Origin of the sequence: Pseudoalteromonas luteoviolacea S2607 (assembly GCF_001625575.1) — a bacterium.
In the GTDB taxonomy this organism is placed as follows: Bacteria; Pseudomonadota; Gammaproteobacteria; order Enterobacterales; family Alteromonadaceae; genus Pseudoalteromonas; species Pseudoalteromonas luteoviolacea_E.
In genome coordinates this window covers 24,706-43,289 of record NZ_AUXV01000003.1, presented here as the reverse complement: position 1 = coordinate 43,289, position 18,584 = coordinate 24,706, and the positions used below count along the sequence as shown (strand labels likewise).

14 protein-coding genes are annotated in these 18,584 nt (G+C 40.7%); 7 read left to right on the top strand and 7 right to left on the bottom strand.

The genetic code is table 11. The annotated features are described in order from the left end of the window. Positions 1-79: 79 nt before the first annotated feature. Positions 80-835: a VWA domain-containing protein gene (locus N480_RS02510; RefSeq protein WP_155732741.1), complete on the bottom strand. Its 756-nt coding sequence runs from the start codon at positions 833-835 to the stop codon at positions 80-82. A gap of 291 nt (positions 836-1,126) precedes the next feature. On the opposite strand from N480_RS02510, the gene N480_RS02505 reads away from it, so the two are divergent. Together N480_RS02505 and N480_RS02500 are read left to right on the top strand one after the other, a co-directional pair. Further along, on the top strand, positions 1,127-3,115 hold the full coding sequence (locus N480_RS02505; RefSeq protein ID WP_063370956.1) for a methyl-accepting chemotaxis protein: 1,989 nt from the start codon (positions 1,127-1,129) through the stop codon (positions 3,113-3,115). A gap of 233 nt (positions 3,116-3,348) precedes the next feature. Next, complete coding sequence (locus N480_RS02500; RefSeq protein WP_063370955.1) at positions 3,349-4,005, top strand: DUF1826 domain-containing protein; 657 nt, start codon at positions 3,349-3,351, stop codon at positions 4,003-4,005. A 41-nt stretch (positions 4,006-4,046) separates the two neighbouring features. Here N480_RS02500 and N480_RS02495 read toward each other — a convergent pair whose 3' ends face one another. Further along, the gene (locus N480_RS02495) at positions 4,047-5,024 is read right to left on the bottom strand and encodes a hypothetical protein (RefSeq protein WP_063370954.1); all 978 of its coding nucleotides are present in this window, start codon (positions 5,022-5,024) and stop codon (positions 4,047-4,049) included. A 438-nt stretch (positions 5,025-5,462) separates the two neighbouring features. Here N480_RS02495 and N480_RS02490 point away from each other — a divergent pair, with 438 nt between their 5' ends. Continuing rightward, positions 5,463-8,060 carry an ExeM/NucH family extracellular endonuclease gene (locus N480_RS02490; RefSeq protein WP_063370953.1) on the top strand — a complete coding sequence of 866 codons (2,598 nt, stop codon included), beginning with the start codon at positions 5,463-5,465 and terminating at the stop codon, positions 8,058-8,060. Between the two features lie 201 nt (positions 8,061-8,261). Beyond that, positions 8,262-10,940 carry a DEAD/DEAH box helicase family protein gene (locus tag N480_RS02485; RefSeq protein ID WP_063370952.1) on the top strand — a complete coding sequence of 893 codons (2,679 nt, stop codon included), beginning with the start codon at positions 8,262-8,264 and terminating at the stop codon, positions 10,938-10,940. A 230-nt stretch (positions 10,941-11,170) separates the two neighbouring features. Here N480_RS02485 and N480_RS02480 read toward each other — a convergent pair whose 3' ends face one another. Beyond that, positions 11,171-12,712: a cytochrome-c peroxidase gene (locus N480_RS02480; protein WP_063370951.1), complete on the bottom strand. Its 1,542-nt coding sequence runs from the start codon at positions 12,710-12,712 to the stop codon at positions 11,171-11,173. 88 nt (positions 12,713-12,800) lie between these two features. Continuing rightward, positions 12,801-13,397, bottom strand: coding sequence for a MarR family winged helix-turn-helix transcriptional regulator (locus tag N480_RS02475; RefSeq protein WP_063370950.1), 597 nt, complete (start codon positions 13,395-13,397; stop codon positions 12,801-12,803). Between the two features lie 66 nt (positions 13,398-13,463). Here N480_RS02475 and N480_RS02470 point away from each other — a divergent pair, with 66 nt between their 5' ends. Further along, positions 13,464-14,054, top strand: coding sequence for a carboxymuconolactone decarboxylase family protein (locus tag N480_RS02470; protein ID WP_063370949.1), 591 nt, complete (start codon positions 13,464-13,466; stop codon positions 14,052-14,054). Positions 14,055-14,289: 235 nt separating this feature from the next. On the opposite strand, the gene N480_RS02465 is transcribed toward N480_RS02470, so the two are convergent. The 3 genes from N480_RS02465 to def all read right to left on the bottom strand — a co-directional run bounded on the left by N480_RS02465 (position 14,290) and on the right by def (position 15,908). After that, positions 14,290-14,679 carry a VOC family protein gene (locus tag N480_RS02465; protein ID WP_063370948.1) on the bottom strand — a complete coding sequence of 130 codons (390 nt, stop codon included), beginning with the start codon at positions 14,677-14,679 and terminating at the stop codon, positions 14,290-14,292. A gap of 68 nt (positions 14,680-14,747) precedes the next feature. Further along, positions 14,748-15,023, bottom strand: a complete 276-nt coding sequence (locus tag N480_RS02460; protein ID WP_196761436.1) for a helix-turn-helix transcriptional regulator — start codon at positions 15,021-15,023, stop codon at positions 14,748-14,750. Between the two features lie 348 nt (positions 15,024-15,371). After that, the gene (gene def / locus N480_RS02455) at positions 15,372-15,908 is read right to left on the bottom strand and encodes a peptide deformylase (protein WP_063370947.1); all 537 of its coding nucleotides are present in this window, start codon (positions 15,906-15,908) and stop codon (positions 15,372-15,374) included. A gap of 329 nt (positions 15,909-16,237) precedes the next feature. On the opposite strand from def, the gene N480_RS02450 reads away from it, so the two are divergent. Together N480_RS02450 and N480_RS02445 are read left to right on the top strand one after the other, a co-directional pair. Next, positions 16,238-17,593: a hypothetical protein gene (locus N480_RS02450; protein WP_081231714.1), complete on the top strand. Its 1,356-nt coding sequence runs from the start codon at positions 16,238-16,240 to the stop codon at positions 17,591-17,593. A 441-nt stretch (positions 17,594-18,034) separates the two neighbouring features. Further along, positions 18,035-18,580 carry a GbsR/MarR family transcriptional regulator gene (locus N480_RS02445; protein WP_063358218.1) on the top strand — a complete coding sequence of 182 codons (546 nt, stop codon included), beginning with the start codon at positions 18,035-18,037 and terminating at the stop codon, positions 18,578-18,580. Positions 18,581-18,584: the final 4 nt, after the last annotated feature.

Below are 18,584 nucleotides of genomic sequence, written 5' to 3'. Positions count from 1 at the left end.
GACCCAAGAGGTACCATTCTTGATACCCCTTGTTATGTCGACTATAGCTCTAAGATAGCTCTAAGTTAACAGGCAATTCTTACCACTCACCTGGGTTACCGTCATTGTCACTGATCTCTTCAACTGTACCACCTGTTTGAGCGGCTAGCTTCTTCAAGAAATCGAACGTTGGTAAAGACTGTGCGTAATGCTTTGGTGCAAGCGCGTAAGCAGGCAAGTCTTTTGCTATCGCAGCGTCCATTTTATTATTGAGATTTGCAATGGATTGAACCGTACCTGTATAGATTGTAGCGTTAAATTGTACAGGCGGCTGTTCATATAAATACTTGTTTGCGACTTCTGCTTGCCAGCCACTGCCACCACAGTTACTCACTGGGCTGTGATTTTCATCGCCATCAGTTGAACCATAAACGCGCAAAATTGCGCCTTGGCTTGCTTCTACAGAGTAGTTTAAGCGCAGTTCGTCTGCACCATCACACATTGCCTCTGCTAAGGCCGTCATACCAGTACAACCCTCACCATCTAGCTGTGAAAGCGCCATAAATGCTGATGAAAAATCAACGAAGCCATTGGTGATTGATTGGATTTGACCACCAGAAGCAAACGTTTTGATGTTCAACTTTTGGCCATTAATAGAGCTATCTAGAAAGAACTTACTCATTTTACTGATAGCCTGCTGTTTAGAAAAAGCACAACGAGATTGGTTGTCTGGACGCTTGATCATCATTGAACCACTTCTGTCCAAAAACAATATGCCATAGGACTCAGGCGCGCTTAGAGTTGAGAATGAAGCAGACACCAAAGTGCCGAATAATAAACCAGTTAAAACTTTCATAATGAAACTCCTTGTTCATATAAAAAATGCCTCTAATAGGAGGCGAGCTTTTGCAACACTCGTTGAAAACATAAGTTAATTAAATGTTGCACATGGGAGTGTAGCGAAAGCATATTGCGTTGCTATTACATATTATTACATAGTGTTAACATTTCTAATGATGGGTGTGGAACGGCGAAATTTGTAATGAAAATTATATAGGTTAGCGATTTTTGACTATCTTATATTTAAGGAAAAATTATCAGCACATTGCTGTACTTATGTGCATTGGTTAACGCCTCGGAGAAATAAATGCACTTTCTTAAGCGCTTATCAATCTTGCAGCTTACAATTATTAGCTCTCTTGCCCTTATCGCTTTTATTTTTATTCTGCTTGCTAAAGTGGCGACTCAGTATTGGCAAGATTTTTCATCTACTAACCAAGACATCGAGTATATTAAATTATTAGATGCGATAGAAAAAGTAGCCCATCATCATGCTGTCGAACGAGGACTAACAGCAGGTTATCTCGGAAGCCTCTCCCCTCAAAAAAAGCAATTAGTAGATGCGCAAAGGATTAAAGCAGATATGTCTGAAAGAGTTGTAAGAGGTATGGTTCAAGAACAGTTTCCAGATGATGAAAAGGTTGAAAAGTGGCTTCCTTTTCTTTTTAACGAGCTGAGCCAGAAAGCTGCAATTAGACGTGAAGTTGATAGGCAAAACGGAAAAAACGCATTTAAGTACTACAGTCATTTAAATCAGGTTGCAATTGATACCGCAACGAGAATGCAGGCATATATCAGCAATCGGGACTTAGCCTCAAAATTGTCACTGGCATTTTTACTCGCAAAGAGCAAAGAGCGCAAAGGGCAGCTTAGAGGAAAGATAAATGGTGTGCTTGCTAAAAAAACGATTAACTCTCAGGTACGTGGAGAGCTGACTTACTTTCAAACACAGCTAGGAATTTTGAAGGAACAACTAGAAGCTGCATTAGAGGGAGAACAATTACGCTTATACAAAGAAGCAATGTCTGACAGCCGCGCAAAGGAACTCGATAGCGTCATTAACTACCTAATAAAAGAAGATAACCCTAATTTTGACTCGCTACTTCCTAGTACGCAATGGTTTCCAAAAGCAACACAGCAAATTGTGGCGGTGAAAAAAGTGCTCGAAAACCAGTGGGCGTTGACTGTGGCGCATAGCGCTGCTGTTAAAGGCGAGCTGACCGAGCAAAGCCTATTTATTATTGTGGCATTTATCATTGCGATGACTGTCATCATCATGATTAACCTACATTTAGTCACATCATTGAAACATGAATTGAACCATTTAACCGGTATTTTGGAAAAGGTGGCTAAAGAAGGTGATTTAACCCTAGATGTTCGATTGAAAACCAGTGATGAGCTAGGTCAAATATCAGAATCTATCCATAATACTGTATTCGCATTTAAGGATTTGTTACTTGGTTTGTCTAAATCCATAAATGTAGGGACCCAATTAGGTGAAGAGATGGATAAGGCTGCGAGTCATGTGAATGAAGATGCTCAACGTACGCAAAGCATGGCGTCAAGTATTGCAGCCGCGATAGAAGAAATGGCTGCCACGAGTGAGGAAATTGCTCGCTCAGCATCTGATACCCTCAATGCGAGTGATCAATTAAATAATGAGTCTAAAAAGCTTCTAGAAGACAATCAAAGAAACTTAGACGCAATGAATACGCTGTCTGATAGCATGGACAATGTAAATGAGCTGGCCGCGAATATGGAAAAACAAGTGGGTGAAATTAACACCATTTTGGACTCAATTCGCAGTGTTGCTGATCAGACAAATTTACTCGCATTGAATGCTGCAATCGAAGCTGCAAGGGCTGGTGAACATGGGCGTGGTTTTGCCGTTGTAGCTGACGAGGTTCGAGGGCTTGCAAATAATAGTAAAGAATCCTCGGAGCAGATTTCGTCGTTACTCAGCGACCTCAACGATATCAGTCAAAGCGTTGTAAATGCGATTAAAGATAATACCGAGCTTGCTGGTGAAATAATGAAAGAAGTTGAAGAAACTCGAGGCGTTTCGATGCAGGTAAGCCAACACAGTACACATGTTGAACAACTTACCACCTCGGTTGCGACCGCTGCGCAGCAGCAATCTACCGTAGCGCAAGATATATCCACCAGCACCACCGCAGTTTTGGAAGCTGCTAATGATGAGCTCGAAACGTCTATTGCATTGAAGAAACTGTTTGCTGACATGAAATTGAACAGTGATACGCTGCAGCGGACCATGGACAACTTTAAAATTGATTAATTTAATTATCCATTGTGCACTCTTCTTGCGTGTACGTGTTATAAGCGTTTTGGTCTGATAGACACATCAATACTGGCTTGGCAGATTTTAAGTCTGCCAAGCTAATTTTGGCGACATTTGTTACCTTTCTTGATGATATTAATTCCTATTCGTAATTAATTTAACTTGCTATCTTTATTAGCGCGTCATTAAATGCTAATGTTGCAACATTATCACATAACAATTAATTTTATATGCTCGACACAGCACAGGCCACAGAAGTGGTAAATGGCCCTAAATATCTTATCGACGAAGTAGCAGGCGTACTTTCAAATATATATGACATAGATACGTCGCTTGCGTGTTATTGTTCCTCTTCTTCTTGGGCTCTGACTCAAGCTGCCCAGAGTTATGTTAAAAAGGCAAATTATGAAGGGTTTCAATATCAAGGTACAATCAGTGAAGAGCTGTTAAAAGAAGTTGAATTGCTTTTTAAGACCACGACTCATGGCGATTTAATCTATCAACATATCGCGTTAATGTGTGAAATGTTTGAGGCACTATTGGAACCAAAGGAAATAGGCCTAAGGATATTACCATGCATACAAGGTCTAAGCCCTGCGTTTCATGAGCAAAATGGGGTTGTTAAAATGGTATCAACATTGGGCGGTAGTGGTGAGCGATGGGTAGAAAAACAGTTTATTAAATATGCACCACTAGAGAAAAACCAAATTTCTCCAACTATTATTCAGCCAAAAAGCAGTGATGTTAACTCTTTATGTGATGGTGATATAGCATTGTTTAAAGGTAAAGACTGGTTAGAGCAAGAGCATAATGCGGTCATCACGGCATCTCCCTCTTTTAGTGCACAATGTGCGAAGATCTGTATTTATATTGATTACCTCAGTTAGCGTATAAAAAGCGCCGAGAGGCGCTTATACATAAACAGTCGTTATTTGCTATCTTGCCCTGTCCACTGCCAATCTGGATAAAAAATACCATTTACCGTCGCGTTATGCCCAGCAATAATAGAATTTGGTTTGGTAACCGCTTTCCAGTTGTAGGCCTTTGAGTGTTCAAGCTCGAAAACAATGTTGCCCCATAAGCTATAAGGGCCAGAAATTGTTGAGTTTTTATATGCTGCAAAGAGGCTTTGGCCTCCCATTTGAAGTGCTCCAACACTACTCTCATTATTGATTTCAGCGGCGCCTTTACTCCAAACCATGAGCAAGTTAATGTGGCTCTCATCATCAGCTAAAAAATAACCATTTCCTGCTACTTGCACTGAGCGAAAGTGATTTTCACTTTTTGAGTATCCCGCAGAGGTGTCATAAACATCTACTTTTATTTGGTCGCAGTCTTCAATAAAGTTTGCATATGAACTGTTGTATATGCCGACTGTGTTACCAGAAAGCTCAGATAGGTAGGCTGTACTATTGTCTTTGATCACAAACTGATAAAATGGGGTTTGCTCAGCGGCCTTCGCATTGGTTGTTATATGGTTTAGCGTCAGCGTTGCATTTGCTTTTGCTTCAACAGCTACCACACCATTTGGCACATCGATATTAAAGTTGTCCAGCTTTACAGAGCTAGATTCTATGAGAATCGCACTGCCCACCCCTTTGTCTCTAGCGCGGACTCGCAGGGAGCCAGACATGCCACTGTCGTTTACAATTTCAATACCAGATCTTTGAATTTTGATAGGTCCACGGCACTCACCTGAAATCACAAATCGTATATTTTGCGACTGATACGCTTTTTCGAGCGCGTTGCTTAGCGCTTGTGGATTATTTGTGCATTTAATCTCTTTGGTAATCTGCTTTATTGGCCGGTGATGAGTAAGCTGAACGTCATCGGTGTGTGCGACTGATACTGTGCTGTAAAAACAGGTGGCAACCACACCAAGCTGAGCTAGTCGTATCGGATTCATTAATTTTTCCTTTTAATGCTGTATAAGTTTTACATGTTGTTGTGTTGTCAAACCCGCTTCATAATTAGTCAATTGGTTTGACTTTAAAACACTAACGTAGAAGAAAGGTTCGGTCAAAAAATATACACACATGTGTTGGAATAGGTTGTTATAACATATTACTTTAAAATGGCTGTTCGCTGCGGCCTAATAACAAATTGTAATTACAACTCCATGTTATTGTTGATTAAATATGAAAGGTTCTAAATGCTACCTCCTAAAACTTGCCAATCTTAGTGGTTACTTAACCTTTCAAGCTGAAGATTTTTAACTTTAAAAGCGTGCTCTAAGTTATCAAAAAATGTACAAAAATATTACAAATGAAATATTTTTCATATAGAGTGTCGTGTTTGGAAATTAATTTATTTATGCCTAACTTAAGCAAATGGAAAAATAACTATGTTAAAAAAAACACTTTTGGCTTCGGCCATTGCGAGCATGATGGCACCGGCAGAAGCGTCACTTATAGTGTCAGAATATGTTGAAGGAAGTAGTTACAACAAAGCGATAGAAATTTACAACACATCCGACAGTGCAATTGATTTAAGTGAATATGCGTTAAAGTTTTACTTTAACGGTAAAAGTACGGCGGGAAATACAATTACTTTAGAAGGTAGCATTGAACCAAAAGCTACTTACGTCATCGCTCATGCAAGGGCAACTGATGCATTGAGATTAAAAGCACAACAACAAAAAGATGGCAGTTGGTACAATGGTGATGATGCAATCACCTTAGAACATAACGGCGTTGTAATAGACAGTCTCGGCCAAGTGGGTGTAGACCCAGGTTCTGCTTGGTCAGATCAAGGTGTATCTACAAAAGACAAGAGTTTGGTTCGAGCCAGTACGGTTGCGGTAGGTGATAACAACCCTGGTGACGAATTCATTCCTTCAGTGCAGTGGATTGCACTAGATAAGGATGACTTTTCTAACGTTGGTGAACACAATTCTAGCGGACCTGTAGAGCCTCCAACAATTGTTTGTAACGAACAGAATGTATTTATTCATGATATACAGGGTGAATTTGATTCAAGTCCAATCATAGATGAGATGGTTCAGGTGCAAGGTGTAGTTACTGCATCTTTGCAACAGGACAATCAGCTAAAAGGCTTTTTCCTGCAAGAAGAAGTTAATGATCAAGATGACAACGCATTGACCTCTGAGGGGGTTTTTGTAAATTATTCGGCTGAATCCGTAAATGTTGGCGATGTAGTAAAAGTAGCGGGTACGGTTAAGGAAGTTTATGGACAAACTCAACTCAATAATGTCACAGGTATTGCGTTATGTGGCAGTGCACCTGTGGTTAGCTCGAACGTCACTCTCCCTTCAACTGATGGATTAGAACCGTATGAAGGCATGCTTGTCAATATCACCAATGATATGGTCGTGAATGATACTTATGGCCTAAAACGCTATGGCGAAATAAAGCTAGGTACCGAGCGACTGTATCAGGGAACCCAAGTCGGAGCGCCGGGCGAGGTCGCAAACCGTATCGAGGCTGAAAATAAACTCAAAGAAATTACACTAGATGATGGTTCTACATTACAAAACCCAGAGGTAATTCCCTACCCTACTCCTGAACTAGACGCTTACAATACAGTTAGACTCGGAGATAAAGTAACAAATATTGAAGGTGTTATTGGATACAGCTACGGGCAATACCGTGTTCACCCAGTTAGCTCACCACAGTTTATTAGCACAAATAACAGACCGGAACAGCCTGTTTTAGCAGCAGATGGCAACTTACGTATTGCAAGTGTCAACGTACTCAACTTCTTTAATGGCGATGGCTTAGGTGGTGGATTTCCGACGGAACGCGGTGCCGATTCAGCAATAGAGTACGAGCGTCAAAAAGCGAAACTCGTCAATGCAATGATAAACTTAGATGCTGACGTTGTCGGTATTCTTGAAATGGAAAACGATGGCTTTGGTGATTTAAGCGCGCTTGGAGAACTTACCAGAACACTATCAGAGAACGACCCAAACAATGACTACACGTACGTAAAATTTAATGTAGAAAAGATAGGCACAGACGCGATTATGTCTGCCATTGTCTATCGTTCTAACAAAGTCAAAGAAGTAGGCCAAGCGGCTTACACCGACGCAGTTCCATTTGATTATGGAAATCGCCCACCAGTAGTTCAAAGCTTTGAAGACTTAGCCACAGGGGATGTATTCAATGTAGCTGTGAATCATTTACGCTCCAAAGGAAGTTGTAGTAGAGCTGAAGGACTGGATCAGGATCAAAATGATGGACAAGGTTGCTGGAATCAAACAAGGGTTAATGCGGTAAACGAATTCAACCGCTGGATAGCAACCAATCCAACAGATGTTATTGACGAAGATACCATTGTGTTAGGTGACTTTAACGCCTATGCGATGGAAGACCCTATTACTGAAATGGTAAATTTGGGCTATGAGAACCTAAGCTCACGCTTAACGAGTGATAGCCTTGGTTACTCTTATGTGTTTAAGGGCCGCCTTGGCAGTTTAGATCATGCGTTCGCAAGCAGTTCTATGGCGGATAAAGTCGTTGCCGTATCCAATTGGCATATCAATGCCGATGAGCCTGTCGCACTTGACTACAATGTTGAGTACAAATCTGATAAACACATTCAGTCGTTATATGCGCAGCACAGCTATCGCTCTTCAGATCACGACCCGATAGTTATTGAGCTTCAGACCGAAAATCCATTTCCTACCATTGAAGGTAAAGTAGAAGGTTTATTTGGATGGTTTTGGTGGCAAAGGTTCTCGTTTGAGGTACCGGAAGGTTACTCTAACTTAGAAGTCTCGATAGATGGTATGGGTGAAGCCGATCTGTACTTAAGAAACAACAAAAAACCGCGATTCTTTAGGTTCGATTGCAGACCGTATAAATGGGGAAGCCGCGAAACCTGTAACATTGAAAATGCAAAGCCAGGGGTTTGGCATGTTGGGATCAGAGGCTTTTTACCCTATCAGAATGTGACTTTAAGTTATCGTATTTCTAAATAATCGATTTAAATAAAGCAATAGACAGGGCTTAATGATAAATAAAAGGGGGCAATGTGGTTTCATTGCCCCCTTTTATTTATCTAACAAGGCATTATTTGCTATTGGCATGATAGCCCGACATAAAATAGCGAATACAGTTGTTGGAATGAACGACAGAAGCATTTACCATTGTTGTAACGTGGTAAAGGTATTGTATTTTATATGGATTTCAATCAATTAAGTTTCAAGTTTAATTGGCGTCCCTATCAGGAGCGTGCACTAAATGCTGTAAACGAGCACCTAGATGACAGAAAACTGCATATAGTCGCAGCGCCTGGAGCTGGTAAGACGACATTAGGGATAGAAGTTTTCAAAAGGCTTGGGCAGCGCGCATTAATATTGTCTCCAACCAGAGTTATTCGGGACCAATGGATAGATAGACTCAGAGACTTTATTGATTGCGACGACCCTTTTAAGTTGGAGTGGACTAGCAATAATTTAGATTGGCCAAAAGTTTTTACATCCATAACCTATCAAGCTTTACATGCAAAGATGAAGGGTGTTGATGACATCGATGATGATTTGAACGAAGAATCGGAGACAGCTTGTCTCAATACAAAGGAGTTAAACGATTTTATTGCCCACCTTAAAAGTTCAAATATTAAAGTTCTGATCTTAGATGAAGCACATCACTTGAGGCAAGAGTGGTGGAAAGCACTGATTAACGTTCTTGAAGCAATTCCAGATATCATATTGGTGTCACTAACAGCTACCCCACCTTACGACGCTAGTGGACATGAATGGAGTAAATATGAGCAGCTTTGCGGTCCAATCGACGAAGAGATTTCAGTTCCTGAACTAGTTAAAGCCCGTACCCTATGCCCACACCAAGACTATGTATGGGCAGTTGATGTGACCGCAGGCGAAAAGGAAAAGATACGAGAATTCGATGGCCGTGTTAAACAGTTGTGTGACAGCTTATTAAACGATGAAACGCTTCTTGAACTATGCATGGAACATAAATGGCTGAAGCAACCAGAGGAGTACGCAAAAGATATTGTAAAAACCCCAAACCTGCTAATAGCTATTTTGTCACTTCTAAAATTTAAGCAAATCCAAGTTTCCAAGGCTTGCCTTGCGCTCTTAGACTTAGAGCATAGAGACATTCCACATTTGAGTCGGCATTGGTGGCAAAAATTAATCGAAGGCATATTGTTTTCATCTACCTTTGATTTGAATGAGACTCAGAGCCTTTTCGTGGTAGATTTGAAAAAGCAGTTGAGAGCGGCAGAGTTACTCTATAAACGAGAGCTCACGCTAGAGCATTCAAAAAAACTTGAAAGATCATTGTCATTAAGTGTGGCTAAAATTAATGGCTGTCTCGACATTCACCGAGTAGAGTTAAAAAAAAGAGCAAGCAATTTAAGACAAGTTATATTAACCGACTATATCAGAGATGAAGCGCTATCAGCAGACAGAAACATAGGTAAAGTAAACCTCGGTAGTTGGCCTATTTTTGAACGTTTGGTCCAGAGCTCTCCTGCAAGCGAAGACATCGCATTGCTAACTGGTCGATTATCTATTATCCATAAAAGTAAACTGCACTTAATTGAGTTAGAAGAGAACGCAAGTAAGCTGTCATCTGTACCGATCAACGATTTGTTGGATTTTCATGAAATTAAAGGGCCACTAAATCAACTTACCACTTTCTTTACCAAGTTACTGTGTGGTGGCCATCTTAAAACACTGGTTGGTACTCGCGCATTGCTGGGAGAAGGCTGGGATGCCCCCGCAGTTAATTCGTTAATCTTAGCCAGTTCGGTTGGGTCTTTCATGCTCACTAACCAGATGCGAGGCAGAGCAATAAGGATTGACAAAGAAAATACTGACAAGGTCAGTAGTGTTTGGCATTTAGTGGCGGTCGATAGAGAGAGCTATTCTGGTCTGATTGATTTTAACAATCTTCAAAAACGATTTTTAACTTTTGTTGGTTTGTCTGAGAAAGGCAACTCTATAGAGAGCGGATTTGAAAGGCTAAATACTAAACTGTCCACGTATTTAAACAACCACAAGCGAAATAAATATGCAGTTTATGCAAATAACAAGCAAATGCTTTCGCGGTTTAACCGTATAGAATCATTGCCGTCTAAATGGCGTGATGCTCTGGTAGTGGAAACAAGTGGTCGAACACTGCCCTCGGTAGTAACACCAAAGCTTGAAAGTTTTAAAGCATATCAGTTGAAAAATACATTCAAGTATCTGATTAAGGAATTAGTGCTAGGCTCGTGCAGTGTGTTGGCTACGGGTGCTTCGATGTTAGTGAATTTTCGTTCGCTGACAGTCGCGCTTTGGTGCGTAGCAGCCGGTTTAGGCTATGTGTTTGTCGCAAATTTACCGAGTACAATTAGTGCAATTCGTGTTGCTTTGCTGCATTTGCCTGTTGATGGTTCTCTCGCGCAAATCGGAAAAGCGGTACTGGAGTCACTCGCCAAAACCGACAAACTGGTTACCCCATTGAGGTCGTTAGACGTAAAAACTGCGTCTTTGCCAGATGGTAGTTTAATGATTGCTTTAACGGGGGGCACTTTTTATGAGTCATCGTTGTTTGCAGATACGGTAGCAGAAGTACTTGCGCCAATCGATAACCCAAGATATCTAGTTGTTCGCGAGGGCGCGTTTTTGGGGTGGGCTCGAAAAGACTATCATGCAGTGCCGAACGTTATTGGTGTTAAAAAAGAATATGCCGAAATTTTTGTCCGGGCATGGATTAAGTATGTGGGCTCGGCTGAATTGATTTATACAAGGCATGCTATGGGTAGAGAGTCATTATTAAAGGCCAAGATGCGGGCATTTTCGTCCACTTTTGCCAAAGATATGAAGCGCGTTGATAGATGGCAATAGTCCTTACTCTATTAAACTTAATTGATAGCACGCCTATCGTTTGGCATCTTGTACTGCGCAAGGAGAACTTTAGAGTATATTTTAGTGCCGCTACTTTTAAATCATTGAAAGTGGATTGAGCGTGTAGGAGAAAAAACCAAAGATTAGAGGGAGTGAGCTTGAGAATATAATGCATTCATCAAGCTCAATTATAGACTGTTGCATTTGTCGTGTGTTGTCACCCACGGTGTTTAAATTCTTCCTAAAAGTGCGTTTTGGACTCGTAATCTTAAATTATCAGGATCTAAAGTGTGCGGGCCAGGCTCAAAACGACGAACACATCGGGGCGATCTTGCGCAATCATCGGTGAGCGACTTTAAGAACGAAACTAAATCAGATTGTTGCTCGGAATCAAGTGGTGGCGCAACAAAAGGTGAAAGCTGTAAAAGCGCAAGTGCTGCTTGGCTGTTTTCTATGGCGTTAACATTTAACGTTTCACAATTAGGGTCATGTTTAAATTGCGCTAGTCCACACGCCCCGCCTTTTGCAAAAAAAGCGTCTATGGCATTTACTGGGTTTACATAATGGGCTACGACCTCCTCTAGAGACTCGTAAGCGCCTGAGTGTCCATAAGGCGCTGTAAGCTCGATATTTAGCAAACTGGGTACCCGAAAACCGAACATATGCTGTTGTTGTGCGTCAATAGCGAACCTTCCGACGTCTGTATTTTGATCGTCTAATCCGATACCAAATTGTGGAAATGCGAGATTAAAGAATCTGTCATTGCTAAATCTCGTCCCGCCATGACAGTTTACGCAACCCGCTCCACCTTCTGAAATTTGAGTAAAGAAGAGCGACGCGCCTCTTTTCTGTTTGTCGCTAAGCGCTCTTAGCTCTCCCTTCAAATACTTGTGCCAAGGTGTATTGACGAGCTTGACCGAAGATTGGTATTGTCCAAGTGCCATTGCGATACTATCAAAGGTGATGAGTGATTCGGCGCCTTGCTGACTATTAAATGCCTTTCTAAATTCTTGTAACCATGTGTTTTTTTCCAGATCATTGGTACCAGAGCCGTAATTTCCTAATCTCGCCGCTATATGCTCTCGCACCGACTCATTATTTTGCGCATTCGGAAATGCAGCGCCTCGCATTTCTTCTACAGACGTAACCGGAAAACGAGAAAGTGTTGAGACCAGGTCTGAGCTTGCGTTGTTGTCCGGCTGACCAAAGCCAGAATCTGGTGTACTAATGAAAGTAATTTCATTCCCCAAATTATCTGTTGATGTTACCTTCTCGACTCTGCCATCCCAAAATAAACTTGATTCAGCGAGGCCTGAATTAAAAATGGTTGGAGAATTCCTTGGAATATTTATTTCTCCATTTACAACTCTAAGCGGCCCAACAACATCTGGTTCTAATGCATTGGTGCCAATGGGCAGCGATAGGCCATCGGCGCCACCTAAGCGGGGGTGATGACAGCTTGCACACGCGACCGTCTTTTCGCCCCCTAGTGATTTGGTAAAAAATAATTTCATACCCAGCTGAGGTATGGGCTCAGAAATATGGGGCAAACTACTAACATCAGGTATGGTTTCGACCAAATTCAGATTAGAAATGATTTGTTGAAGTGTTAGGTCTTCTTCGCTAAAAGTCGGAAGCGAGACACCTATCGGTTGCTTTTCGTGCCTCTTGTTAGTACGGTCTTTTCGCTGTTCGGGTTTGGCTAAAGCAGCTGAACTGAGTGCTACTGCACACAATAATAAACCATATGCATTTAATTTAAACTTTTTCATGTGTTGCCCCTCAATGATATTGCTGTTTTAAAGAGTGGCAACTTAATGTGCAAAAAGTGTGTACGCTTTTTAACTATGTGTTAATTGGTCATTTTTTAGTCCGTTTGAACCAACGCTCAATTTCTTTGTGGTCTCGCGTGACACTTAGCCCTTCCCTTTGACAGTCTGAAACCTCCGTCGCTAGCAAAGCTTCAGCGTTTAATTCTAGTTTTTGTAGCAAATCTCGCAATAATTGTTGCTCGTTTACGGAAAGGGGGACAAGCAGTTTTTCCTCTCTCGCTTTCAAATGTTCAATCACTTTCTCGTAAATTTCTCTGCCTCGGTCGGTAAGCAAAACAGGCTTGCTTCTGGAAGCGCCTTCTTGATATGTAACAAGTTCTTTTTTTGCTAAAGCGGCAATGGCTCTCGTAATTGAGTAAGGGTCCAGTCTAGATTGATAAGCAATATCAGAAGCAGCGATTGGCCCATATGACCCAATGTTGACCAAAATGCGCAGCTCTCGTGTATCCAAGTCTGTTAAGTTTCTAATAATTGGGTCTCTAGAAATTGACAGTAAGTTACTAACAACGGCTATTTGAAAGGGAATGTGCGTATCTAATGCGAGTTGATTCTGCTCTGAATCGGATAGCTCAAATGCCTTAAGTCGATTATTTAATGAGTTTTTATATGGATTATCGCTGGACAATTTACTTCTCCGAGGTTATGTTGTGTTGCATATGCAACAAAAAATGAAATTCAACAGGAGCTGATTATGCCTTTAGTGACACCCCTTTCACAAGATCATGACCAAGAAGTGACAGAGCTTGCAAAATTCTTTAACGAAACATTGGGGTTCTGTCCTAATAGTGTGTTGACGATGCAGATTAGGCCAGCAATCGCGCGCGCATTTATTAATCTAAATAAAGCGGTTATGGAAAATCACGGAAGAGTGACGTCAGAACTTAAACGTTTCATCGGTTACATTACAAGCGCCAATACAGGTTGTCGTTACTGTGAAGCCCACACAATCCTAGCTGCGCAGCGCTATGGCGGTACAGATGAAAGGCTCGCGCAAATTTGGCAGTTTAGAGAAAATGACGTGTTTAGCGAAGCTGAAAAAGCAGCTTTCGAATTTGCATTAGCAGCCTCAAGTGTCCCTAACGCTGTAAATGAGCATATTCAAACTGAACTTAAGAAACACTGGGATGATGGTGAAGTTGTCGAGATCCTAGGTGTAATATCATTATTTGGCTACTTAAACCGCTGGAATGACTCGATGGGCACAACGCTTGAGTCAGGTGCAATAGACGCTGGTGAAACTCTATTACATAAGAACAACTGGGAAGTTGGAAAACATCAATAATCTAACCTTTACATCTCAACGACCAAAGGCTCACTCGCCCGGGTGAGCCTTTTTATCTAACCAGCTACGTATTGAATAGTAGTGAGAAATGACCTGCAGGACTTAAAGTTAGACTTCAATTAGTATTAATCTTCGTATTGCTATATCACTTTGCCATTATAGCCAACGACCTCAACGGCAGTGCCCAAGACTGAAGTTTTTCTCGGTACATCAAATAAGCTACCTTGGTTGAAAATTACAACTGCTGCATTAGTTGAATGTAATTACCGCAAGTGTCATCTAGTACTGCTATTTTTACTGTCCCCGCCTCCTTTGGGGACATGGAGAATTGCACTCCCAATAGCTTTAGCCTTTCAAACTCTCTCTCTAAATCATCAACTTCAAATGAAGTGCAAGGAATTCCAGCTTCTTTGAGGGCTTTTTGATACACTTTCGCTGGTTCAAAGGTCATTGGCTCTAGTAAAAGTTCAACACCTAATTGCTCATCAGGCGAAACAACGGTTAACCATTTGTGTTCACCTAACGGCACTTCATTTTTTTTGATAAAACCCAAAATCTTAGTATAGAAATTTAACGCTTTTTCTTGGTTATCGACATGAATGCTCGTTACATAGATTTTCAACATGTTTAGTACCTTAATCTTGATGATGATTACAGCCTTAGGTTAACTTGAGCCTAGATAAAAAACTTATTCTAGATTGCGCTATGTAGTTGCTGATACTCCTTGGGTGAGTAGCCTGTGCACTTTTTAAAAACTGAAGAGAACGTCGATGGGCTCTCATAGCCAATATCGAAGCAAACAGTCGTTATAGAAATTCCATTTTTAATAAGGTCTTTGGCTTTGTTAAGCCTCAAATTCCTTAAGTATACTCTTGGGGTTAGTCCGTACATACGTTTAAATACTCTTACATAGTGAAAGCGCGATAAAAAAGCCGCGTTAGCAAGGTCATCTAGTTCTAGTTTATTCATATAGTAAAGCTCCATAAAGTGTTTAGATTGCCTTACTTGCAAATACATTTGGCGACTAAAGGGACCGCTTTCATAAATTTTGTCAATTTCTGCCTCAAAAAAGGTTTTGTTCGTGTTAGGCATGTTTTCAGTTTTAATGGGCATCTGGTTAATCTGTTTATTTTAGTTTATTAGAAACGGTTTACTCCTATGGGAGTTAAAATTCCTAAACTTTGGCTGTTGTAATGCGTTTAGAAATACATTTATATAGTTTTGAAAACGTGGACCATTAGCAGCAGTTTTTGGGTGAAGAGTTTAATTCACGCGTGATTCAGGTGATGCGGGATGATTTGACGACACAGTGTCATCCTATGCACTCGGTGCGTAGTGCTCATACCAATAGCTTTCACTCACTAGGTCACGTACAGATTCTACTCGGTCTACAAAAGTTAAACCGTCTAGATGATCCATTTCATGTTGGAAAACTCGCGCAATAAAATCTGAGTATACTACGTGATGTTGTTGACCCAGTTGGTCGTAGTATTTTACTTTGATTTGTTTGTGCCTTGGCACCAACCCACGTATGCTCGGTACACTTAAGCACCCTTCCCAACCCTTCTCCTTATCGATACTAAATTCAATGATTTCTGGGTTAATGATCGCAGTTGGCTCCATTAAAGGTGCATCTGGGTAGCGTGCATTAGGTTTTGAACACACAATAAAAATTCGCACACTGTTAAAAACTTGTGGCGCGGCGATACCAACCCCACCAGCTTGCTCAACGGTACGCATCATTTCGGATATAAGACTTTGACATTGATTTGAACTAATATCCTCAACTACCTTAGCGTGTTCCATCAATATTGGGTGTCCTAGCTGTGCTATTTCAGAGGTTTTTGTAGCCATAGATTTCTTTATTGCAGTGTCCTGTTGCGTTTAATTATAAGCTGAGTGAAATTATAAAGGGAATTAAAAAGTATTGGCCTTGCTATGAACTAACCAACGGATAAAAAAGCGCCTAGAATCTGGTGGAGGCGAATATGGACTTCTTACAATTAAAACTATTGGAAGTCGCCCTGCCTAGGTCCGTACTACACAACAAGTACTTAGAATGGAATTGCCAACCCATGTTGTTAAATGCGAGCCAATAGCTTTGTTTTGGCTTTTGGAGTTTGTGTATTGTGATTAAGTCTGTAATATCCGTTGCAGTGTAATACATCAGAAGACAACTTTTAATGGGATTTATCGAGCTTCATATTCTCGCTTTTTGCATTTTCGCCTTTTTTGTCATTAGATTTGCTTTTGCGGCTTTACGTCAGCATGTCCAATTAGTCACGACTTTAAACAGAGTAAAAAAAATTTCGAGTGAAATTGAACGTACTTTAGAAAACACAATCGATAAGCACCCAAAACCTGAATCCGAGCTAGAATTGCAATACAGCAAAATTATTTCAGATACTATTATCAGCTTTAAAAACATAGCGTCTTCAATTCAGAATATAGATAAAGGTATGGAACTTGATTTTGCACAAACTAACATTGCAGCTGGGCAGCGATTACACATAAATAGTAAGCATGAACTTTGTGACCAGAGCCTAGAGCGCGCGGTGTTATCTGCGGTTACATATTATACAAAGAGCATAAATTTAAGAAATACAGTCGTGTCCGATATGGCAGTACTTATAAAGGCCACGGACCGCATCCCACTGACTAAATTAGATTATTGGGAAAGATTAATACGTTCTACATATCATGAAAACACGAATGAATGTAACAATTCTCTTACCGATTACAAATCAGTAAATCAACCCATGGTGACATGGCTAAATCTAATCAGTAAAGACGGGTTTGAAAGAGAATATGTAATTGGCGCACTGTGCAGTCCAGCCCCTAACAGTTTTTTCTTCGCGTTAGCACTTAGAAGGCTAAACGATTGGTCATCTGAGGTACGAAGCGCAGCAAGAAGACAGCTGCCATTAGTTGCTGAGCACTCGCAACCACAATTCGTAGCACAAGCAATTGTAGCGACTTTATTTACTTGGAGTTCTTGGGGACGGATCGAGCAGCAAGACAAAGATGTAATTATGGAAATAGTATCTAAGCCTATGATTGCTCGAGAATTGAAAGGGGTAATTATTTCATCGACCTCTGGGGCTATGACTTATCTTATGGCGCAAATTGGGCGCATCGACGTACTAGACAGTTGTTTAATGGAAATAGCTTTAAATGCAATACAGCCATCAGTGCGTGGAAGGGCTTATCGAAGCCTATTCGAGAAAAAGATGGTATGGTTAGAAAGGCGACAGTTAGAGTGGACCAACAAAAGATTCTGCAAACAGGAAATGAAACCTGTAATTGGTAAGCGGGCAATTAATGTTGATATATCTTTTAGCGAATTGTTAAATAGTTCTGCTTCTGATAGGTCTTCGATTGTTAGGCGCGTTGCGGCAGAAATGTTAATTCGAGACCTTCAAAATCTGGGCGAAGAAGCGTTTTACTTTGCGAGCGTTTTTGCCTCAGATAAATCTACAGCCGTAGCAGAAAGAGGCAGGTTTGCGCTAAGAAAATTAGAAGAAACAAAACTTATCTAAAGGTTGTCTCTATTCAAGGGTAATCGTGTTTTGTTCAAAGTCTTTTTTTGTTGGAAAATTGGTCGATTAGCTGATTTTCGATAATCACAATTCGCTTTTTTAAGCAACGCAATTCAAGAATAGAGGTGCGCTAGACACCTCTTTTAAAACTCCTTATCAAGCGCTTCAACTTTAGAATCTAAACCCAAAACTAGACAAACTTGGTTAATTATCCGTCACAAATTTCAATATTTACCAAAACATGTAAAAGTTGTGTCTTTCACAATATACAAACTATGCAAAAGCGACTAGATTACAGTCTGGGAATGGGTACTGGCTCATTTGTGTTAAATAAAACACAAGTTGATTTGTTGAACTTTCAAAAAAAATTGAAAATTCAGTTGATCTGAGTCAAATACCCTTATATATTTAACTTTCAATAATTACTGAACGTTTAGAATTATGAACTTATCACCAAAAATCGAAAACTTCGTGCTCCATTGCGGTGAAATGGGCAGTCGTTGGGGATTTAACAGAACGATTGGGCAAATGGTTGGGTTGCTTGTAATAAATGAGCATCCACTCACTGCGAATCAAATAGCTGAAGCGCTAAAAATTTCTCGCGGTAACGTGAGCATGGGTATTAAAGAGTTGCAGTCCTGGCAATTAGTCAAAGTGCACCATGTTCCTGGCGATAGAAAAGAATATTATGCTCCGAACGGTACTATATGGGACCTTGCTAACAAAGTTTTTGAAGAAAGACGTAAGCGAGAAATCGACCCTACTCTCACATTGCTGCGTGATCAAATATTGGACTCAGCAAATTCACCAGAAGAAAAGTACGCTCAGGAGCAAATGCAATCCATACACGATCTACTTGAAACAGTAACTAAGTGGTCGGCGGAATTGCAAAGGTTGACACCTGAACAATTGCAATCACTGATGAAACTTGGCTCATCAGTAAGTAAGGTGATCGACCTCAAGGACAAGTTATTGAAAAAGTCGTAAATAA